The sequence below is a fragment of the Xanthomonas sp. LF02-5 genome (assembly GCF_034105325.1).
GTDB classification, from domain to species: Bacteria; Pseudomonadota; Gammaproteobacteria; order Xanthomonadales; family Xanthomonadaceae; genus Xanthomonas_A; species Xanthomonas_A sontii.
Map to the genome: position 1 here is coordinate 207,198 of NZ_JAXGGF010000005.1, position 21,156 is coordinate 228,353.

General features: G+C 69.5%; 13 protein-coding genes. 11 read left to right on the top strand and 2 right to left on the bottom strand.

The genetic code is table 11. The features are described 5' to 3' along the window. Positions 1-243 precede the first annotated feature (243 nt). Together SLW52_RS14655 and SLW52_RS14660 are read left to right on the top strand one after the other, a co-directional pair. Positions 244-2,634, top strand: a complete 2,391-nt coding sequence (locus SLW52_RS14655; RefSeq protein WP_320740590.1) for a TonB-dependent receptor — start codon at positions 244-246, stop codon at positions 2,632-2,634. A 684-nt stretch (positions 2,635-3,318) separates the two neighbouring features. After that, positions 3,319-5,703 carry a TonB-dependent receptor gene (locus tag SLW52_RS14660; RefSeq protein ID WP_320740589.1) on the top strand — a complete coding sequence of 795 codons (2,385 nt, stop codon included), beginning with the start codon at positions 3,319-3,321 and terminating at the stop codon, positions 5,701-5,703. 259 nt (positions 5,704-5,962) lie between these two features. Here SLW52_RS14660 and SLW52_RS14665 read toward each other — a convergent pair whose 3' ends face one another. Beyond that, positions 5,963-6,136 (bottom strand): hypothetical protein, encoded by a 174-nt coding sequence (locus SLW52_RS14665; RefSeq protein WP_193312571.1) that lies wholly within the window; start codon positions 6,134-6,136, stop codon positions 5,963-5,965. A gap of 342 nt (positions 6,137-6,478) precedes the next feature. Here SLW52_RS14665 and SLW52_RS14670 point away from each other — a divergent pair, with 342 nt between their 5' ends. Continuing rightward, complete coding sequence (locus SLW52_RS14670) at positions 6,479-6,910, top strand: hypothetical protein (protein ID WP_026143831.1); 432 nt, start codon at positions 6,479-6,481, stop codon at positions 6,908-6,910. Here SLW52_RS14670 and SLW52_RS14675 read toward each other — a convergent pair. After that, complete coding sequence (locus tag SLW52_RS14675; RefSeq protein ID WP_150409773.1) at positions 6,900-8,414, bottom strand: MASE1 domain-containing protein; 1,515 nt, start codon at positions 8,412-8,414, stop codon at positions 6,900-6,902. The genes SLW52_RS14670 and SLW52_RS14675 overlap by 11 nt on opposite strands. A gap of 489 nt (positions 8,415-8,903) precedes the next feature. Here SLW52_RS14675 and ybaL point away from each other — a divergent pair, with 489 nt between their 5' ends. From ybaL to SLW52_RS14715, 8 genes are all read left to right on the top strand, one after another. Continuing rightward, on the top strand, positions 8,904-10,583 hold the full coding sequence (gene ybaL / locus SLW52_RS14680; RefSeq protein ID WP_267123530.1) for a YbaL family putative K(+) efflux transporter: 1,680 nt from the start codon (positions 8,904-8,906) through the stop codon (positions 10,581-10,583). Between the two features lie 212 nt (positions 10,584-10,795). Continuing rightward, on the top strand, positions 10,796-11,527 hold the full coding sequence (locus SLW52_RS14685; protein ID WP_150409772.1) for an aldolase/citrate lyase family protein: 732 nt from the start codon (positions 10,796-10,798) through the stop codon (positions 11,525-11,527). Between the two features lie 79 nt (positions 11,528-11,606). Beyond that, positions 11,607-13,685 carry a TonB-dependent siderophore receptor gene (locus SLW52_RS14690; RefSeq protein WP_320740648.1) on the top strand — a complete coding sequence of 693 codons (2,079 nt, stop codon included), beginning with the start codon at positions 11,607-11,609 and terminating at the stop codon, positions 13,683-13,685. A 250-nt stretch (positions 13,686-13,935) separates the two neighbouring features. Continuing rightward, positions 13,936-15,162: a siderophore biosynthesis protein PvsA gene (locus tag SLW52_RS14695; RefSeq protein WP_320740588.1), complete on the top strand. Its 1,227-nt coding sequence runs from the start codon at positions 13,936-13,938 to the stop codon at positions 15,160-15,162. Continuing rightward, positions 15,159-16,955, top strand: coding sequence for an IucA/IucC family protein (locus SLW52_RS14700; RefSeq protein ID WP_320740587.1), 1,797 nt, complete (start codon positions 15,159-15,161; stop codon positions 16,953-16,955). The genes SLW52_RS14695 and SLW52_RS14700 overlap by 4 nt, the downstream gene beginning before the upstream one ends. After that, positions 16,952-18,124: an MFS transporter gene (locus tag SLW52_RS14705; RefSeq protein ID WP_152236035.1), complete on the top strand. Its 1,173-nt coding sequence runs from the start codon at positions 16,952-16,954 to the stop codon at positions 18,122-18,124. Before SLW52_RS14700 ends, SLW52_RS14705 begins: the two co-directional genes overlap by 4 nt. Beyond that, complete coding sequence (locus SLW52_RS14710) at positions 18,102-19,859, top strand: IucA/IucC family protein (RefSeq protein WP_320740586.1); 1,758 nt, start codon at positions 18,102-18,104, stop codon at positions 19,857-19,859. Before SLW52_RS14705 ends, SLW52_RS14710 begins: the two co-directional genes overlap by 23 nt. After that, complete coding sequence (locus tag SLW52_RS14715) at positions 19,856-21,109, top strand: type III PLP-dependent enzyme (protein WP_320740585.1); 1,254 nt, start codon at positions 19,856-19,858, stop codon at positions 21,107-21,109. Before SLW52_RS14710 ends, SLW52_RS14715 begins: the two co-directional genes overlap by 4 nt. Positions 21,110-21,156: the final 47 nt, after the last annotated feature.

Genomic DNA, 21,156 nt, shown 5'->3' on the forward strand with positions numbered 1-21,156 from the left:
TATGCCGCAGCTGTCCCGGTGGGCGCGGACGCTACCGGGACGTTGTGCGTGCCTCCCCATTGCGGACGGCGGCGCGCGGCGTTCTGCCGCCCCTTAGAACGCAATGGAATAAGAACATGCGCTTGCATCCTGCGACGCAGCACGCATGTTAAAAAATAATTAGACATCCCTGAGGACGCGGCCTGCCGGCCCTGCCGGTCGCCGCATGCCCCGCCTGCCGTTTCGGCACCTGCTGGAGTTTTCATGAACCGTCCGTTGTCGCTGCTGGCGAGCGCCGTGCTCGCCGCCCTCGCCGCCCCCTCCTTCGCCCAGACCGCGTCCGACGCACCGAGCACGCCCAGCACGCTGGACACGGTGATCGTCACCGGCACCCGCGTCAGCGACCGCACCGTCGCCGAGTCGCAATCGCCGATCGACATCATCACCCCCGAGGCACTGCAGGCCACCGGCACCTCGGAACTGGCCACCGCGCTGTCGCGCGCGCTGCCCTCGCTGAACTTCCCGCGCCCGGCGCTGACCGACGGTACCAGCGGCATCCGCCCGGCGCAGTTGCGCGGGCTCTCGCCCGACCAGGTGCTGGTGCTGGTCAACGGCAAGCGTCGCCACACCTCGGCGATGATCAACGTCAACGGCACCATCGGCCGCGGTTCCTCGGCGGTGGATCTGAACGCGATCCCGATCGCCGCGATCGAGCGGGTGGAAGTGCTGCGCGACGGCGCCTCGGCGCAGTACGGCTCCGACGCCATCGCCGGCGTGGTCAACATCGTGCTCAAGGGCGCCGGCGAAGGCGGCAGCCTGGCCGTGGAGCACGGCAAGTACTCGGCCGGCGACGGCGCCAAGTCGCAACTCTCCGGCGATACCGGGGTCGGCTTCGGCGACGGCCGCGGCAGCCTGCACGTGGCCGGGCAGATCAGCCAGCAGGACGCCACCAACCGCGCCGGTCCCTACCAGGGCACCGCGCCGAACACCGGCAACTATCCCGGCATCGGCCAGACCACCTTCGTCTACGGCGACCCCAAGGTCGACGCCACCGCGGTCTCGGCCAACGGCGAGTTCCGCTTCAACGACAACCTTACCGGCTACGCCACCGCGATCGCCAGCAACCGCGACATCACCTCGTTCGCGTTCTACCGCTCGCGCAACCACAACGGCCAGACCGCGCTGCTGGCGCAGGTCTATCCCGACGGCTACGTGCCGCAGATCGAGCAGTACTCCAAGGACCGCTCGCTGGTCGCCGGCCTGAAGGGCAGCACCGCCGGCGGCTTCACCTGGGACGTCAGCTACAACTACGGCTACAACAAGGTCGATTTCCACACCGCCAACAGCATCAACTACAGCCTCGGCGTCGACAGCCCGCGTCGCTTCTACGACGGCGCGCTGGAGTACACCCAGAACGCGGTCAACGCCGACTTCACCCAGCCGCTGGAGTGGGGCCTGGCCTATCCGGTGACGCTGTCCTTCGGCGCCGAGTACCGCCAGGAGAAGTGGAACCAGTCGCCCGGCGAGCCGGCCTCGTACACCGGCACCACCGGCGGCGCGCAGGGCTTCGCCGGCTTCGCGCCGCTCAACGCGGTGCATTCGGACCGCCACAACTACGCGGTGTACGCGGGGCTGGAAGCCGACCTCACCGACAAGTTCTCCGCCGGCCTCACCGGCCGCTACGAGGACTACTCGGATTTCGGCAGCAAGACCTCCGGCAAGCTGTCGGCGCGCTACGCGTTCACCGACAAGGTGGCGCTGCGCGGCACCGTCGCCAGCGGCTTCCGCGCGCCGTCGCTGGCGCAGCAGCAGTACCAGGCGGTGACCAGCAGCTACATCAACGGCAGCTTCTTCGAATCCGGCACCTTCCCGGTGAACAGCGCCGTGGCCCAGGCGCTGGGCGCCGCGCCGCTGAAGGCCGAGACCTCGCTGTCCTACAGCCTGGGCCTGGTGCTGCAGCCGGTCGAGCGCCTGTACCTGACCGTGGACGCTTACCAGATCGAGATCGACGACCGCATCCTGCTGTCGTCCAACCTCAACGATGCGGCGGTGCTGGGCAAACTGCGCCAGCTCGGCTACAGCAACGTCACCAGCGTGCGCTACTTCAGCAACGCCGCCGACACCCGCACCCGCGGCGTCGACGTGGTCGGCACCTACAGCATCCCGCTGGCGGCCAGCACGCTGGACCTCACCGCCAGCTACGGCTACAGCAAGACCGACATCACCCATGCGGTGACCCAGCCGCAGGCGCTGGCCGCGATCGGCTCGACCCAGACCACGCTGGGCCGCGACGAGATCGGCCGCCTGGAGGAAAGCTACCCGAAGGACAAGCTGATCCTCAGCGGCACCTGGAAGCTGCCGAAGTGGGACCTGAGCCTGGCCGCCACCCGCTACGGCGAGTTCACCGTGCGCAATTCGGCCACCGCCGCCCGCGACCAGACCTACGGCGCGGACTGGGTGGTCGACGCCTCGGCCAGCTTCAAGCCGAGCACGAACTGGACGCTGACGCTGGGCGCGGACAACGTGTTCGATCAGTACCCGGACAAGACCGCCAACCTGATCAACTCCACCTACGGCATGCTCCCGTACAGCAACTACTCGCCGTACGGTTTCAACGGCGCCTACGTGTACGGGCGGATCAATTACCGCTGGTGATCGCACGCGCGGGCATCGATTGCGCCTGCGTTGAACGGCATGACGACGGCCCGGGTTTCCGGGCCGTTGTTGTTGGGGCGGGGATTGGGAATTGGAGATTCGCCAGCCTGCGACGTTTTCGCCGGCCTGAACTTTCTTGCAGGAGCGGCTCCGGCCGCGGCACGATGCTGTCCATGGGGCACGGCTGAAGCCGCTCCTCCGGCGCATGGATCGGGCGTCCTTGTGGGAGGGACTTCAGTCCCGACGCATGAAGGTGCCAGCTGGCGTTGGGCTTCACTCGTCGCGGCTGAAGCCGCTCCCACAAGCGCCACACGCATTGCTCGCGAGATGCTGCCCGCGTGCAACCGCGACGCGCCCAACACCGTGCTCCGCCTCGTGCCGCGCAGCCAGCATCCCTCACATCGCACTGCGAAAAACGCCGCAGCACCCGCGCGCAGGCACCGCCGCGTGCACCATCCGTGCGCATGGCCAGCGTTTTGTCTACACGCCCGGAAAATCCCGGGATTGGCGCTGCCGCAACGCCTGCAGCGGTGGTTGCAATTGCAACCTCGGCATCAGGCTTAACGGAATATTGACTCCACTGACATCAACCGGTAATCCCTAGGTCGCGTCGTCGCATCCGCCAGGGGACAGGGGAGTGCGCATGCAGCGGCGCCTCCCCCCACTTCTGGAGCCGCCTCCCCCATGACGCGCACGCTCACTCCGCTCGCCCACGCCGTCGCCCTGTGTCTGGCGACGTCCGCCGTTTCGGTCCACGCGCAGAACACCGGCAACGCGCAAACGCTGGACACCGTCATCGTCACCGGTACGCGTGTGGCCGATCGCACCGTCGCCGAATCGGCCTCGCCGATCGACATCATCTCGCCGGAGACGCTGCAGTCCACCGGCACCACCGAACTGGCCACCGCGCTGTCGCGCGCGGTGCCGTCGTTGAACTTTCCACGCCCGGCGATCACCGATGGCTCCGATGCGGTGCGCCCGGCGCAGTTGCGCGGGCTCTCGCCGGACCAGGTGCTGGTGCTGGTCAACGGCAAGCGCTACCACACCACCGCGCTGGTCAACCTCAACGGCGCGCAGGGCCGCGGCTCCTCGCCGGCCGATCTCAACACCATTCCCATCGCCGCGGTCGAACGCATCGAAGTGCTCCGCGACGGTGCCTCCGCGCAATACGGTTCCGACGCCATCGCCGGCGTCATCAACATCGTGCTCAAGGGCAGCGGCACGGGCGGCAGCCTGGCCGGGCGCTACGGCAAGTACAGCGCCGGCGACGGCGAGCAGTACCAGCTCTCCGGCGATGCCGGGCTCACCTTCGCCGAGACCGGCACAGTGCACTTCGCCGCGCAGGCCGGACACCAGGACCAGACCGACCGCGCCACGCCGTACCAGGGCCAGGTGCAGCAGCGCTACGGCGACCCCGACGTGGACCAGGGCGCAGTCTCCTACAACGGTCAGTACAGCCCGGCCGACTACATCACCTTCTATTCCTACGCGATGCTCAGCCGCCGCGAGGTGCTGTCCAACGGTTACTTCCGCTGGTCCGGCGACAACCGCAACCGCCCGGAGATCTACCCCGACGGCTTCCTGCCGCAGATCTACAACGTCAGCAAGGACGTGTCCTGGGTCGGCGGGGTCAAGTCCAGCACCGCCGGCGGCCTGGCCATCGACCTCAGCTACAACTACGGCCGCAACGATCTGAGCTTCGACGTGCGCCATAGCCTCAACAACAGCCTCGGCCTGGCCAGTCCCACCGAGTTCTATGCGGGCGCGCTGCAGGTCACCCAGAACGTGCTCAACGCCGACTTCAGCAAATCGCTGGAGGTCGGCCTGGCCTACCCGGTGACCCTGGCCTTCGGCACCGAGTGGCGCGGCGAGAAGTTCAACGAATCGCCAGGCGCGCCGGCGTCCTACGTCAACGGCGGCATTCCCTCGGCCAACGGCACGCTGTTGCCGGGCGCGCAAGTGTTCGCCGGCTTCAAGCCCAGCGATTCCGGCCACTACGATCGCAACAGCTACTCGGCCTATCTGGACCTGGAAGGCGACATCACCGACAAGTTCTCCGCCGGCCTGGCCGGGCGCTACGAGAACTACAGCGACTTCGGCGACACCGCCACCGGCAAGCTGTCGCTGCGCTACGCCTTCAGCCCGAAGGTCGCGCTGCGCGCCACCGTCTCCACCGGCTTCCGCGCACCGTCGCTGCAGCAGCAGTATTTCCAGTCGGTCGCCACCAACTTCATCAACGTCGCCCAGCCCGACGGCAGCATCGCCGCCACGCCGTTCGAGATCGGCACCTTCCGCACCGACAACCCGGCGGCGATCGCGCTCGGCGCCGAGCCGCTGAAGGCCGAGAAGTCCAAGAACTACGGCCTGGGCCTGGTGCTGCAGCCGGTGGACGCGCTGTACATCACCCTCGATGCCTACCGCATCGACATCGACGACCGCATCGTGCTCTCGGAGAATCTCACCTCCACGGCAGTACGCAACTACCTGCAGGGCAACGGCTACGCCGGCATCGGCGGCGGCCGCTACTTCACCAACGCCATCGACACCAAGACCCAGGGCGTGGATGCGATTGGCACCTACAAGCTCACGCTGCCCGCGAGCAGCCTCGATCTCACCGCCGGCTACAACTACAACAAGACCGACATCGAGAAGATCGCCGGCAATCCTGCGGTCCTGGAAGCGATCGACCCGACCGCGGTGCGCATCGGTCGTGCCGAGATCGGGCGCATCACCCGCGGTTCGCCGCGCGACAAGTTCTTCCTGAGCAGCGTATGGTCGCCCGGCGCCTGGGCCTTCACCGCCACGGCCACGCGCTGGGGCGAATTCACCGACTTCGGCACCACGCCGGCCGCCGACCAGACCTATGCGGCCAAATGGACCCTGGACCTGTCGGCCGCGTACACGCTGGGCCGCTGGCGCGTGACCGTCGGCGGCGACAACGTGCTCAACGAGTATCCCGACCGCTCGCGCGCCGGCGCAGGCACTCGCACCTATCTGCCGTACAGCACGTCCTCGCCGTTCGGCTTCAACGGCGCCTTCGCCTACGCCAACGTCAACTACAGCTGGTGATGCATTGCAGCGGCGGTGTCCCGGCACCGCCGCCACCGCGTTCATCGCAGACAACGCCGCGACCGCATGTCCGCCAGGTCGGTCTGGATGGCGTGCGGCGCTACACCGCTGACGCAGGAATCGGATGGGCATCAACGCGGCGGTGACGAAGCGTCGGCAAAGCGCGCGCCCATAAGCCTCGTCCCGTTTGGCAACGCATCGCACTCGCGCCGTCATCCGTTCGAACCATGCGTTTGCACGACAGTGACGCGCAGAGGCGTCAAACATTCGCCGCGCGATCCGGGCACATCGCGCCGAGCAACTGCACCGATCCGGTCACGTCGGTGATGGCCATCTCAGACACGGCACGACTCGTGATCGCATTCGACACACGCCGGGCGACGGCGCGATGGATTTCCCCACGATGCAACGCGCTCGCCATCGACAGCGGCATTCGGCATCACTTGGCTGTGCCGAACGCGGAAGCGCCAGCAATAAAATGCCCTGCTGCACCGCGAGGACATACCCGCAATGTGTGGCATGGAAACTGCAATAAGGTCCACGCCCGACACCCCGGCGATGCCGGATGGTCGACGCGAATCGCGCGTGACCTGGGGCCATACCTGAGCAAGCCGATGCGGCGTATTTGCGGGAATTCCTCCGCAAAAATAAGCGTGAGCCACATCACAAGTATGAATCGATTGATTATTTGTCAACAGTGGCCTGTTGCGATTCGCGTAATGTGGAATCGCCTGAACGGCAGGCAAAAAAGCCCCACCCGGGGAAGGACCTGATTATGTGGAAAACTTCTAAACTCGCGACACTCTCGGGCATCGTGCTCTGCTCTGCGCTGGCGTCCAATGCCTATGCACAGAGCTGCTGTCCGGGCGGCGGTGTCGGTACGCCGATCGCCATTCGCGGCTTCGGCGAGAGCGCACCAGCGGCGACCAACCTGTCCACCAACGCATCGGTGCGCATCTATCAGTTCGAGCGTAACGGCGTGACCTACCTGCAGATCAACGACAGCACCGGTCAGGTGCGCGGTGCGGTCGGCCGCGTCGGCGACACCGCCTGGGTGACGCCGATGGGCAAGGACGTGGATCGGGTGAGCACCGTCGACACCTTCGACAGCAGCCGCGGCACCGTGGTCTACGATGCGCGCTACTTCACCGTGCAGGTGACCAGCGGCGCCAACGGCGACGTCTGGACCGTGACCATCAAGAAATAACGGTCTTTTGCAGCGGCTCGGAGATCAGGAAACTGATCTTCCGCTCATGACGGCGCCGGCAGGTGCCGTCATGAGCCTTTAACCGGCTTGCCAACTCCCAGTCCATCTCGTCGGCGCTATGCTGCCTGCGATCGCTGCCCGGCATCGCCGCATCGGCTTCCACGGTCACCACCACGCCGCGTTTGCCGCGTGCCGTCCAGACCCGTGCGGTGATCGTGTGCCGGCCCGCATCGGGCAGGATTTCCATGGCGTTGAGCACGCAGCGATACGCCGCCAGTTGCAGCCCGATGGACAGCCGCCGCGAATCCCCGTGCAGCCGCGCCTCGACCTCGGTATCGCAGGCGTTGGCGAAGGCGATGGAATTCAGCGCGCCGTACAGGCCGTGGGTTTCGATATCCAGCGGATACAGCGCCGCGACGTAATCGTCCAGCAACTGCGCCTGGATCACTCCGGTACGGTTCATTTCCATCGCCGCGGCGTAGTGACCGTGCTCTTTCAGCGTGCTGGCGATGTCGCGGCGCAGCTTGTTGATGTGCACGTGGATGTCGGTGTACTCGATCACGCGGTTACGCAGCGTGCGCTCGGCCGACATGTAGCTGGCCTGGGCGACTTGCAGGGCCTGCCTTTCGGCAAAGCCGAAGCGTTGCGCCTGGTCGAAGGCGACAGAGAGCCTGGCGCCTAACGAAGCGAGCGCAGTCACCGCGAATGCCACCAACAACTGCACCTGCAATGTGTCCGCATCGTAGGCACCAGCATAGTTGGTCTTTGGCAGTGACATGGCCACCGCAAAGTTGGCCATCACAACACCGATTGCAGCGCCTCGCCATGCATGCTTGAACGTCAGCCACACAGCCGGCGCGATCATCAGAACCAGAACAAACTGGCGCAGCACACCCTCGGCCTGCATTGCCCCAGCGAACAGTACGGCCATCAGTAACGCAGCGACGCCTGCGCTGTGCAGCAGCGTCCTTCGCTCGCCTGTATCTCCCTCTCCTCGCCTGACCCACAGCAGGGCGGGAAAGACGAACATGACGATACCCAGATAGAAACCTATCCAGAACTTCAGCGTGTTTTCCAGATTGATATAGGCGGCAGGCCCACCCAGCAGCCAGTTGACTCCCTTGTTGACGAGCACTGCCCACAATGCCGCGCACAGGCAGATCAGCGGCAGCCAGCTCTGCTCGACCCGGAAATCAGGAAGGCTGCGCCGGACCGCCCAAGGCAGCAGCGAGAAGGCCGGCATCAATAGGAACGAGCTGCCGTACACCCAGACCGGATTTGCCCCGCCCTCCTCGATCATCGGCACACGCATGCTCAGCAGCGCCGCCGCGTCTCCCAGAAAAACGTAGGGCCAAAGCCGATACGGGAGAAACAGCAGTGCTGCGGTGCGCAGTCCGATCGGCAGGAACCATTGATCCAGAGAGCAGTGCCACACGGCCAGGTAGGCCGCGCAGTACACCGCGCTCAAGAGGATTCCGCTCGCGAATGTCTTCAGTCTAGCCATCTAGCCATGCCACCCTGGTCCTGGCAGGACACCTAATTGGCGCAAACATACACCACGGGATGGGCCGGAACAGTAGACAGATAACGTCCATCATCCGCTGTAATGCCTTTCCTGACAGGGAGTTGCGTGGGGGACCCGATCGCTGCGACTTCCATCCCACTCAAGGTGTCGGGGAGCGGGAGCCGGGGCCGGGATGCGGCACTGCCCCGGGCGCCGGTTGCGCGGCTCGCCGGCCCTGGCAAGCGCATCCGTGCCCCACCTGCGCGATGCCGGGGGCATGCGTCTCGCGGCGGCCTGCTCCCGATGCCGGCCGCCCAGCCGCCGCCCGAGATCGTCCCGTCCTGTCGCCGCACGCGCAGCCCGCCACGTAATGGGCCTGTGGCCCAATCACGATGCCCGGAGTCCGCCAGCCGTTTGGCGCCCCACATCGATTTGCCGACAAAAGCCCCGATCGGCGACACTCGGGGCCTACTTGTTCTGCGATCCTGAATGCATCACGACACCAGTCTCATCGACATCATCGCGGTCGGGCTCGCGCTCGCCTTCCTCCTCGGCACGCTGGCCCATCGCCTCAAACTCTCGCCGCTGGTCGGCTACCTGGTGGCCGGCATCTGCGTGGGTCCGTTCACGCCGGGCTTCGTCGCCGATCAGGCGCTGGCCAATCAGTTGTCGGAACTGGGGGTGATGCTGCTGATGTTCGGAGTGGGGCTGCACTTCTCCCTCGAAGACCTGATGGAAGTGAAGTGGATCGCGATCCCCGGCGCGCTGGCGCAGATCGCGGTCGCCACCCTGCTCGGCTGGGGCCTGGCCTGGAGCATGGGCTGGCCGACCCTGCACGGCCTGGTGTTCGGCCTGGCGCTGTCGGTGGCCAGTACCGTGGTGCTGCTGCGGGCGATGGAGGAACGGCGCCTGCTGGAAACCCTGCGCGGGCGCATCGCGGTCGGCTGGCTGATCGTGGAGGACCTGGTGATGGTGCTGGCGCTGGTGCTGCTGCCGGCACTGGCCGACGCGCTCGGCGGCAAGGGCGCCGATACCGGGGCGATCCTCGGCGCGCTCGGCGTCACCCTGCTGAAGATGGCCGCGTTCGTGGCGGTGATGCTGGTGGTCGGCCGCCGCGCGATTCCGTGGGCGCTGGAGAAAGTCGCCGCGACCGGCTCTCGCGAACTGTTCACCCTGTCGGTGCTGGCGATCGCGCTGGGCGTGGCGTTCGGCTCGGCCACCCTGTTCGGCGTGTCGTTCGCGCTGGGCGCCTTCTTCGCCGGCATGCTGCTGAAGGAATCCGAGCTCAGCCACAAGGCCGCCAACGACTCGCTGCCGCTGCGCGACGCCTTCGCGGTGCTGTTCTTCGTCTCGGTGGGCATGCTGTTCGATCCGCACATCCTGGTCGAGCATCCCTGGCAGGTGCTGGCCACGTTCCTGACCATCACCGTCGGCAAGTCGCTGGCCGCCTTCGTAATCGTGCGGGCGTTCGGCCACCCCACCGGCATCGCCCTGACCATTTCCACCAGCCTGGCGCAGATCGGCGAGTTCTCCTTCATCCTGGCCGGCCTGGGCGTGAGCCTGGCGATCCTGCCCGAGACCGGCCGCGACCTGATCCTGGCCGGCGCGCTGCTGTCGATCATCGCCAACCCGCTGCTGTTCACCTGGCTGGACCGCTGGCAGGCGCGGCAGGCGGTGGAGGCGCCGGTGACGGTGGAGCCGGAGTTGCCGCCGGGCCCGTCGCTGGACCTGGTCGACCACGCCATCGTGATCGGCTACGGCCGGGTCGGCAGCGCGCTGGCGGCGGTGCTGCGCGAGCGCGGCGTGCCGGTGCTGGTGATCGACGACAACCGCGACCACGTCGAGCGCGCTCACGCCGACGGCATCCCCGGCATCCGCGGCAGCGCCGCCGCCGACCGGGTGCTGGCCGAGGCGCACCCGGACAAGGCCAAGATCGCGATCCTGGCGATCCCGCAGCCGCTGGAGGCCGGCGAAGCCCTGGCCAAGCTGCGTGCGCTGAACCCGGCACTGACCCTGCTGGCGCGTGCGCACAGCGACGCCGAGGTCAAGCACCTGCTCGACCACGGCGCCGACGGCACGGTGATGGCCGAGCGCGAGCTGGCCTATTCGCTGGCGGAAATGGTGATGGCGACGCCGCCGTATCGGGGGATGCGCGCCGCGGCGCGCTGAGGCCTTGACCGCAGGAATGAGGGATTGGGGATTCGGGATTGGGGATTCGCAAAAGCGGCTCCTCTTCGGACGGTGAGTCGCAGAACGAAAAGCGCGGTAGCGCACAGAAAGCGTCTACGGCGGCCGTGAGGACCTGCAGCGAATCTTCTTGATAAGCATTCTCGTTTACGGCAGGATTGCGCTCCCTTCCCCAGTTCCGCGCGCCCTCCCCCATGGCCTGCAAGATCGGGTTGCTCAACTCCGTGCCCAGTGCCCTGCTGTGCGAGATGTTCGGGCATGTCGGCTACGACTTCGCGGTACTCGATCTGGAACACGTGCTGCGCTCGCCCGCCGAGCTGGAACATGCCATCCGCGCCTGCGAGCTGGGCGGCTGCGAACCGTGGGTGCGCGTGCCCGAGGTCGATGCCAAGCTGATCGGCCGGGTGCTCGATGCCGGCGCCCGCGGCGTGGTCCTGGCCGGGCTGGACAGCGCCGAGCAAGCCGAGCGCGCGGTCGCCGCCGCGCACTTCCCGCCGCACGGCCGCCGCGGCATCACCGGCGGCCGCGTCACCGGCTTCGGCAGCGTGGCCCTGGCCGACTACATCGCCGGCAGCCGCGCGCGCCTGCGCGTGATCCCGATGATCGAGAGCGCCGCCGGCGTGCGCGCCCTGCCGCAGATCCTGCAGGTGCCCGGCGTGTCGCTGGTGATGGAAGGCGCGCTGGACCTGGCGCTGGACCTGGGCGTCGGCCCGCAGCCCACCCATCCGCAGGTCTGGGAACAGCTGCTGGCGATCGACGCGGCCTGCCGCGCCGCCGGCGTTCCTTTCTGCCCCAATCCCCGCGACGCCGCGCAACGCGCGCACTGGCTGGCGCAGGCGGACCTGCAGTGGCTGTTCGCCGGCGAAGACCGCGCGTTGCTGCAGGCCGCGTTGCGCCAGCGCGCGGCCGACCTGCGCAGCCCCTGACCGTTTTCGTGCCTCTGGAGTCGTCGTCTTGATCGCTTCGCTTTCCCCTTCGCTGCTGGCCGTCGCCCTCGCCGCCGCCATGCTCGCCCCCTCCAGCGCGCGCGCCGAGGACACTCCGCCCGACGCCGACGCGCAGGCGCGGATCCGCCAGCTCGACGCGGTGCAGGTGCAGGGCAGCCTGCTCGGCCGCTCCACCGTCGAGGACGTGCAGCACTACGCCGGCAGCCGCCAGGTGATCGACAACACGCAACTGCGCACCGGCGCCAACCGCTCGCTGGACGACGCGCTGCAGAAGGTGCCGGGCATCAAGGTGTTCGACGAGACCGGCACCGGCGCGCTGCCGCAGATCATGCTGCGCGGCCTGTACGAGAGCCGTAGCGGCCGCGTGCAGGTGCTCGAGGACGGCATTCCGCTGGCGCTGGCGCCGTACGGGCAGACCAGCCTGTCGTTGTTCCCGGTCGGCCTGAACCAGGTCGACCGCATCGACATCGTGCGCGGCGGCGCGGCGGTGCAGTACGGCCCCAACAACGTCGGCGGCGTGATCAACCTGATCAGCCCGGACATTCCCACCACCTGGACCACCACGCTGGGCCAGAAGGTCACCGCCGGCGGCGCCGGGCATTACCTGGGCGACACCGCGATCAGCACCGGCGGCTACGCCAGCGACACGTTCGGCCTGCAACTGGACGCCAACTGGACCAAGGGCGACTACTGGCGCGAGCACAGCGCCACCGACATCAAGAACCTGCGCCTGCGCGCGGAATGGTGGCTGGCACCGGACAAGCTGCTCAAGGCCAGCGTGCAGCGCTACGTCGCCGACATGGACATGGCCGGCGCCTTGTCCACCGCCGACTACCTGCGCGATCCACGCCAGTCGACGCGGCCGCTGGACGCATTCAACGGCCGCACCACGCGCGCCTCGCTGGTCTACCAGCAGGACTTCGGCGATGTGGGGCCGTTCCAGGACCTGCGCCTGGACTGGAGCAACTTCAGCGCGCGCAGCAGCCGCAACTTCATCGTCGGCATGCGCTCGGCGGCCAGCGAGACCTGGCGCCCCGACCTGCCGCCGCAACTGCGGCAGAGCGCCCCGCGCGATTTCCGCGTCTACGGCAGCGAGCCGCGGCTGAGCTGGACGATGGGCGACGGCGCGGTGCGCCAGCAGTGGACGCTGGGCGCGCGCGCGATCAACGAGGACATCGACTTCCTGGTCGGCAACACCCGCCTCAGGGACGGCCTGTACACCCTGGTGCGCGACTGGCGCTTCAAGGACCGCGGCGCCGCCGCCTACGTCAGCGACGCGATCGCCTTCGCCGACGGCCGCGTCACCGTCACCCCCGGCCTGCGCTACGAGCAGGTCGATTCGCGCTACTACAACCTGGCCAGCGGCGCGCGCACGCGCAACAAGACCGACGACGTGCTGCCCGGCCTGACCCTGGGATTCCAGGCCAGCCCGCAGTGGTACCTGTACGCCGACGGGCAGCGCTCGCTGCGCGCGCCGCAGGTCACCCAGATCATCTTCGGCGACAACCTCGACGCCGAACTGGCCTGGAACTACGAAGCGGGCGCACGCTACCAGCCCAATGAGCGCACCCGCGTGCAGTTCGGCGGCTACCTGATCGACTTCGACCAGCAAATCCAGCTCGACAACACCACGCGCACCTACCGCAACCTCGGCAAGACCCGCCACCAGGGCGGCGAAGTGGAACTGCAGTGGAGCCCGGCGCAACTGCGCGCGCTGACCCTCAATGCCGGCTACGCCTATCTGGACGCACGGCAGAAATCGGGCGTGTACGACGGCCTGCGCGTGCCCTACACCTCGCGCAACCAGCTCACCCTCGGCGCGTCGTACCGGCCCGAGTCCGGTCATACCACCGTCGCCGTTTCCAGCTATTACTTCAGCCGCGCCTTCAGCGATGCGGCCAACACCGTGCAGGAAAACGCGATCGGCTCGGTCGGCGAGCTGCCGGCCTACTGGGTGTGGAACGCGCAGCTGAGCCAGGTGCTCAGCGAAGGCGCCAGCGGCAAGCTCAGCGCGTCGCTGGCGGTCAACAACCTGTTCGATCGGAAGTACTGGTACCGCGGCATCGACACCAGTCCCTGGGGCCGGCAGCCGGCGCCGGGCCGCAGCGTCACCGTCGGCCTCGAGTACACGTTCTGATCCACCCCGGCGTCGGACGACGACGCCGGCAGTCGCACCACCGCGCGCCAGCACGGCGCGCCGCCGCCCGCGGGAGACGCGGGCACCTGCAGCGGACGCAGCCGCGTCCTTCCCCTACCCAGCGCGCGCCCGATGCGATGCGCCAGGCAACCACGCGACCCTGCCGCAGCCGCGGCGCATGCCTCCCGTGTCCGCCTCCGCGCGGCCGCGCCGGCGGCGTGCGTGCGCCTGCGCCCGACGAGACCCGCACATGACCTCGCACGACGCTCCCCTGCTGCTCCTCAGCCACGTCTGCCACCCGGCGGTGACCGATGGCTTCCTCCCCGCCGCGCAGCGCCTGGGCGTGCCGGTGCTGCTGCTGACCGACCACCGCCACGCGCACCTCGACCACTTCCGCCGCCATCCGCCGGCCGCACCGGTGCAGGTGCTGGAGTGCGACGTGTTCAATCCGCTGGGCGTGCTCGACCTGCTCGGCAGCCTGCCGCAGCCGCCGCGCGCGGTATTCAGCAACAGCGATCACCTGCAGACCAGCGCCGCCATGATCGCCGCCGCGCTCGGCGTGCCGGGCAAGGATTGGCAGGTCTGCTACGCGGCCAAGAACAAGGCGGCGATGCGCCAGCGGCTGCGCGCGCTCGGCCTGCCGGCGCCGTGGTTCTGCAGCCTGGCGCCGGGCGCGATGCCGCCGGCGCAGGCACCCTGGCCGCTGATCGCCAAGCCGCGCGAAGGCGTGGCCAGCCTGGACGTGCGCCACTGCGCCGGCGCGGCGGCGCTGCAGGCCTACCTCGATGATTTCTGGCAGCGCCACCCGCAGCGCAGCGTGCTGCTGGAGAGCGTGCTGGAGGGTCCGCTGTTCACCCTGGAAACGCTCGGCGACGGGCGCACCCTGCAGCCGATCGGCGGCTTCGACGTGCAACTGTCGGCGCCACCGCATTTCGTCGAATGCGAGGCGCGCTGGCGCAGCGCCATCGACACCCCGGTGCTGCAGCAGGCACTGGCGCAACTGCAGGCGTTCGGCATCGGCTTCGGCGTATGCCACAGCGAGTTCATCCTCACCGCCGACGGCCCGGTGCTGGTGGAGATCAACTACCGCAGCATCGGCGACGGCCGCGAATTCCTGCTCGATCGCCTGTTCGGCGGACACTGGTTCGACAGTGTGCTCGGCCTGCACCTGGGCCGGCCGCTGCCTGCGCTGCAGGCGCGCCGCGCGCAGGCGCTGGTGCGCTACTACGTGGCCGAGCACGACGGCAGGCTGGCGGTGGCCAGTGCCGACCACGCCAGCAGCGACGCGCACTGGGAAGCGCGCTACCGGCGCCTGCGGCAACCCGGCGACGCGATCCGGCTGAGCCACTCCAACAAGGATTACCTGGGCGTGCTGGACGTGCTCGCCGACACCGCGTCGGACCTGCAGCAGGCGCTGGCCAGCACCGAGGCGTCGCTGAACTGGCGCATCGACACCACCACCGGAGTGGCGGCATGAGCCAGGACGCCGACCGCCGCTACATCGACCTGCGCGTGATCGACGCCTGCCTGCGCGAAGACCTGCGCGGCATCGTCAGCCGCGGCGCCGCGGCCACGCCGCCGCCGGCGGTGCTCGCCGCCTGGGCGCAGGCGCCGCTGCCCACAGACGCCATCTGGTGGCGCATCGCGCACCTGCCCGACGGCGAACTGTGGCTGCCGCTGCGCCGCGCCGGCTACCTGCAGACCGTGAGCGCCTGCAGCGACAGCTGGGTCCTGCACACCGGGCAGCACAGTGTCTGCGAATCCGGCACGGCGCAGTGGCTGGCGCGACTGGGCGCCGGGCTCGACGCGGAGACCCAGGCGCTGCACCGCGCCTATGTCGAGGAAGCCGAGTGCGCGGTGCGCCAGCGCGCGCTGGCGCGGCAGGCCTACGCGCAGCAACGGCCACTGCTGGCCACCGCGCTGGACGCCGCCGACGCGCACGAGCGCGCCTACCGCTGCGAACAACTGGCCAGCCACCGCGACCATCCGTTCTATCCCAGCGCACGCGCCAAGCTTGGCCTGGACGATGCCGACCTGCCGCGCTACGCACCGGAGTTCGGCCCCAGCTTCGCGCTGCGCTGGCTGGCGCTGCCAATCGCGCAGGTCACCCAGACCACGCCGCCGCCGGCGTTCTGGCCGCGCCCGAGCATGCTCGGCCTGGATTCGACGCTGGACGCCGACCACGTCGCCTGGCCGCTGCACCCGCTGATCTTCGCGCGGCTGGGCGAGGACGGCTTCGCCCTGCCGGACGACGCGATCGCCGCGCCGCAGCCGTGGCTGCAGGTGCGCCCGTCGCTGTCGCTGCGCACGGTGATTCCGCTGGCGTTTCCCGATCATCATCTGAAGCTGCCGGTGCCGATGCGCACGCTCGGCGCGCTCAACCTGCGCCTGATCAAACCGTCCACGCTGTACGACGGGCACTGGTTCGAACGCGTGCTGTGCGACCTGGCCGCGCACGATCCGGCGCTGGGCGAATGCTACCTGCACGTGGACGAGGCGCATGCCGGCCATGTCGGCGAGACCCGCCACCTGTCCTATCTGCTGCGCCGCTATCCGGCGTTGCCGGAGGCGACTCTGGTGCCGGTGGCCGGCCTGTGCGCGACGCTGCCCGATGGCCGGCCGCTGGCCGCGCACCTGGCCGACCGCTTCCATGGCGGCGACCTCACCGCCTGGTGGGACAGCTACCTGGCGCTGATGTGCCAGGTGCACCTGCGGCTGTGGCTGCGCTACGGCATCGCGCTGGAGGCCAACCAGCAGAACAGTGTGCTGATCTACGCCGCCGGCCGCGCGCCGCGGCTGCTGATGAAGGACAACGACGCGGCGCGGGTGCTGCTGCCGCGGCTGTACGCGCAACGGCCGGCGCTGGCCGCGCTGGGCACCCCGCGCGACGCGCGTATCGTGGTGCAGGACGACGCCGCGCTGGCGCGGATGTTCTGCACCATCATCCTGCAACTGGATCTGCAGGCGGTGCTGGAAGGGCTGGCGGAATGGCAGCCGGGACTGCGCGCCCCGCTGTACGCACTGCTGCGCGCGCGCCTGCACGGCACCCTGCGCGCGCTGCGTGAGGACGGCATCGACACCGCCCCGGCGCAGGCGCTGCTGGACGCGCCCACGCTGCCGGTGAAGTACCTGCTCAGCGCCGGCAGCCTGCTCGGCAAGCAGATCACCGGCGCGGCGGACATCAACAAGTTCTACGGCGACAGCGCGCCCAACCTGCTGCGCGAGGCTGCGCTGGCGGCGCGCGCGGTCGCGGCCGGGGCGGCGCAATGAAGCGCCTCCTCGGCCCGGTGCTGGCCGCGCATTATCTGGCCGCCTTCACCGCGCTGGGCATGCCGCTGTTCCTGCCGCAGGTGCTGCAGCAGCTCGCGCCGGGTGCGGCGATCGGCTGGAGCGGCGTGCTGTACGTGCTGCCGACGCTGTGCACTGCGCTCACCGCCAGCACCTGGGGCCGGCTGGCCGACCGCTATGGACGCAAGCGCTCGCTGCTGCGCGCGCAACTCGGCCTGGCGCTTGGCTTCCTCATGGCCGGCTTCGCGCCGAACCTGGGCTGGCTGGTCGCCGGCTTGGTCGTGCAAGGCGCCTGCGGCGGCTCGCTGGCCGCGACCAACGCCTATCTCAGCAGCCAGGCGCAGAGTGGCTCGCTGGCGCGGGCGCTGGACTGGACCCAGTTCTCGGCACGGCTGGCGATGGTCACCGCACCGGCGCTGCTCGGCCTGGCCACCGCGCTGGGGCCGGCGCAGTCGCTGTACCGCTACCTGGCGCTGCTGCCGCTGCTGGCCTTCGCGCTGAGCTGGCGGTTGCCGGCCGATCCGCCGCGCGTGCCGGCGGCAGTCGCATCCACACCCGCGATGCCGCAGGCGGATGCGGCGCAGCGCCGCCAGCGCTGGGCGCTGTGGACCACGCAGTTCCTGTTCTGTTTCGCGATGGTGGTGACCTTTCCCTACTTCCTGCCGTATGCGCAGGCGCACGGCATCGGCAGCAGCGCGGTCGCCGGCCTGCTCTACAGCTTGCCGCACCTGGTCTACCTGGTGCTGATGCCGTGCTGGCGCGGTCGCGACCACCGCATGTCGCCGCTGCCGGCGGGGCTGGCGCTGTTCGCACTGGCCTGCCTGCTGCAGATGGCGCCGCCGGCGCCCGGCTGGTTGATCGCCGCGCGGCTGCTGTTCGGTCTGGGCATGTGGATGGCGCTGCGCGGCCTCAACCGCAGCCTGGCCGAGGTTGCCGGCGGGCGCGGCGCGGGCCAGTTGTTCGGCCGCTTCGATGCCGCCGGCAAGTACGCCGGCGTCGCCGGCGGCGCCCTCGCCGGTGCCCTGGTGCAAGGCCATGGCCTGGCCGTTCCCTTCCTCGCCGCCGCCGCGGCCGCCCTGCTGGCGCTGCTGCCGGCCCTGATGCTCACGTCCGTTCGGAGAACCGTCCATGTCCCCGTTGCCGATGCATGACCCGTGGTACGACAGCCTGGCGCAAGCGCAGGCGATCACCTGCTGGCTCAACTGCTACCTGCGCGAAGTCGCGCTCGATCGCGGCCTGGCCGACTTCGACTATCGCGGCCTGGACCGGCCCGGCATCGCCGCCGCCGGCGAGCGCTGGCTGCGCCTGCGCCTGCCCTCCGGCGCCACGCTGTGCGTGCGCCTGGCGCATGCCGACCGCCTGGGCCGCTGCCGCTTCGCCTCGGCGCCCTACCTGAAGGCCGACGGCCGTCCGTGGCACTGCCTGGACGCAGAGGCGCTGGTACGCCTGCTGCTGCAGGAACTCAGCGAAGGCGAGCACGCGCCCAACCTGGAACTGCTGGCGCAGAGCGCCAACAGCATCGCCATCACCGCGCAGTTGCTGCGCCAGGCCGACGCCGCCCAGCCCACCGGCGAGGCGCTGATCGATGCCGAGCAGTCGATGCTGTGGGGCCACGCCTTCCATCCCACGCCCAAGAGCCGCGAAGGCGTGCCGCTGGAGCAGGTGCTGGCCTGCGCGCCGGAAGCGCGCAGCGCCTTCCCGCTGTTCTGGTTCCGCATCGATCCGCGCCTGTATCGCGCACAGGGCGATGACGTGCGCGCGACGCTGGCGCAGGCCGGCGGCGGCGCCGACCTGTACCCCTGCCATCCGTGGGAGGCCGAGCGCGTGCTGGCGCATCCGCTGCTGCGCCAGGCGCAGGCGCGCGGCTGGATCGAGCCGCTGGGCGAACGCGGCCTGGCGCTGCGCCCGACCTCGTCGGTGCGCACGCTCTACCACGCCGAGCTCGATCATTTCCTCAAGCTGTCGGTGCACGTGCGCCTGACCAACTGCGTGCGCAAGAACGCCTGGTACGAACTGGAAAGCGCGGTGGCGCTGACCCGCCTGCTGGCGCCGGACTGGCAGGCGCTGGCGCAGCGCGTGCCTGGCTTCCACGTGCTGCTGGAGCCGGCCGCCACCGATCTGGACTTCTCCGCGCTGGACGCCGATGCGCAGGCCTGCCGCGAGCTGGGCGAGAGCTTCGGCGTGCTGTACCGGCAGGCGATCCCGGCGGCGCAGCGCGCGCGCTATCGCCCGCAGGTGGCCGGTGCGCTGTTCACCAACGACGCACGCGGCCAGCCGGCTTGCGCCGCCGCACCGCAGACGCTGGCGCAGCGCAGCGGCAGCAGCCTGGAGGCGGCCACCGCGGCCTGGTTCCGCGCCTATGCGCAACTGCTGCTGGATGGCGTGTGGAGCGCCTGGTTCGGCTACGGCATCGTGCTGGAGCCACACCTGCAGAACACCGTGATCGGCTGCGAGGACGGCCTGCCGACACAGGTGTGGATCCGCGACCTGGAAGGCACCAAGCTGCTGCCGTCGCGCTGGCCGGCCGCACGCCTGCCGGGCATGTCCGAGACCGCGCGACAGTCGCTGTACTACAGCGCCGAACGCGGCTGGAACCGCATCGCCTACTGCGCGCTGGTCAACAACCTGGCCGAAGCGATCTTCCACCTCGCCGACGGCCACGACCGCCGCGAACGCCAGCTGTGGCAGATCGTCGGCGACATCGCGCGCAGCTGGCAGCAGCGCCACGGCACGCAACCGGCACTGCAGGCCCTGCTCGACGGCGCGCCGCTGCCGGCCAAGAACAACCTGCGCCTGCGCCTGCTGCAACGTGCCGACCGCCATGCCGACTACAGCTTCCTGCCCAACCCGATCGGCAGCGCCGCGCTGCGGCAGGCGGCGGCATGAGCCTGCGCATCGATCCCGCCCCCCTGCACGCGGCGCTGGCGCAGTTGCGCGCGCAGGCCGGCGGCCCGGTCTGCGCCTACGTCTACGACCTGGCGGCGCTGCAGGCGCATGCGGCGATGCTGCGCGCACACCTGCCGGCCGAGTGCGAGCTGTTCTATGCGGCCAAGGCCAACGCCGAGCCCCCCGTGCTGCGCGCGCTGGCGCCGTGGGTGGACGGTTTCGAGGCGGCGTCCGGCGGCGAACTGCAATGGCTGCACACGCACCAGCCGGGCCGCCGGCTGCTGTTCGGCGGCCCCGGCAAGCTCGATACCGAACTGCAGCTGGCCGCCAGCCTGCCCGACTGCAGCGTGCACGTGGAAAGCCTGGGCGAGCTGCAGCGACTGGCGCGCATCGCCGCGTCGCGCACAGGCCCGTTGTCGGTGTTCCTGCGCCTGAACATCGTGGTGCCGGGCATGCAGGACACGCGCCTGGTGATGGGCGGGCGGCCCTCGCCGTTCGGCCTGGACGTGGACGACCTGGATGCCGCGATGCAGGTGCTGCGCGGCGCGAGCGGGCTGCGCCTGGATGGCTTCCACTTCCACCTCCTGTCGCACCAGCGCGATGCGCAGCTGCAGTTGCGGCTGATCGCGCACTACCTGCAGACCGTGCAGGGCTGGCGCCAGGCCTACGCGCTGGGCCCCCTGACGGTGAATGCCGGCGGCGGCTTCGGCGTGGACTATGCCGATCCGGCGGCCTCGTTCGACTGGGCCGCGTTCTGCGCGGGCCTGCCGACGCTGCTGCGCACGCACGGCGAAGGCCTGCGCCTGCGCCTGGAGCCGGGTCGCTACGTCAGCGCCGCCTGCGGCTGGTACCTGATGGAAGTGCTGGACATCAAGCGCAGCCATGGCGCGCAGTTCGCGATCGGCCGCGGCGGCACCCATCATTTCCGCACGCCTGCCGCGCAGGGCCACGACCATCCGTTCCTGGTGCTGCGGGGCACGCAGCCGCCGGTGCTGCGCGATGCGCGAGTGACCCTGGTCGGCCAGTTGTGCACGCCCAAGGACGTGCTGGCCCGCGACCAGCCGGTGGCCGCGCTGGCGCCGGGCGACTGCCTGGCGTTCCCGCTGGCCGGCGCCTACGCCTGGAACATCTCGCACCAGCAGTTCCTGATGCATCCACCGCCGCAGATGCTGTTCCTCGACGGCCCGGCGCAGGCCGCGGACACGATGCCGCAGCGCCGCATTGCCGACCCGGCCACCGCCGCGTCATGATCCGGTCACCCGTGCCGGCGCACCCTGCCGGCACATCCTCCGGAGCT

Coding starts and splice junctions, on each gene's coding strand:
- SLW52_RS14690 (WP_320740648.1), top strand. CDS start 11,607: ATGCTCGCCCCCTCCAGCGCGCGCGCCGAGGACACTCCGCCCGACGCC.
- SLW52_RS14655 (WP_320740590.1), top strand. CDS start 244: ATGAACCGTCCGTTGTCGCTGCTGGCGAGCGCCGTGCTCGCCGCCCTC.
- SLW52_RS14660 (WP_320740589.1), top strand. CDS start 3,319: ATGACGCGCACGCTCACTCCGCTCGCCCACGCCGTCGCCCTGTGTCTG.
- SLW52_RS14710 (WP_320740586.1), top strand. CDS start 18,102: ATGTCCCCGTTGCCGATGCATGACCCGTGGTACGACAGCCTGGCGCAA.
- SLW52_RS14670 (WP_026143831.1), top strand. CDS start 6,479: ATGTGGAAAACTTCTAAACTCGCGACACTCTCGGGCATCGTGCTCTGC.
- SLW52_RS14695 (WP_320740588.1), top strand. CDS start 13,936: ATGACCTCGCACGACGCTCCCCTGCTGCTCCTCAGCCACGTCTGCCAC.
- SLW52_RS14665 (WP_193312571.1), bottom strand. CDS start 6,136: ATGCCGCTGTCGATGGCGAGCGCGTTGCATCGTGGGGAAATCCATCGC.
- ybaL (WP_267123530.1), top strand. CDS start 8,904: ATGCATCACGACACCAGTCTCATCGACATCATCGCGGTCGGGCTCGCG.
- SLW52_RS14705 (WP_152236035.1), top strand. CDS start 16,952: ATGAAGCGCCTCCTCGGCCCGGTGCTGGCCGCGCATTATCTGGCCGCC.
- SLW52_RS14685 (WP_150409772.1), top strand. CDS start 10,796: ATGGCCTGCAAGATCGGGTTGCTCAACTCCGTGCCCAGTGCCCTGCTG.
- SLW52_RS14715 (WP_320740585.1), top strand. CDS start 19,856: ATGAGCCTGCGCATCGATCCCGCCCCCCTGCACGCGGCGCTGGCGCAG.
- SLW52_RS14675 (WP_150409773.1), bottom strand. CDS start 8,414: ATGGCTAGACTGAAGACATTCGCGAGCGGAATCCTCTTGAGCGCGGTG.
- SLW52_RS14700 (WP_320740587.1), top strand. CDS start 15,159: ATGAGCCAGGACGCCGACCGCCGCTACATCGACCTGCGCGTGATCGAC.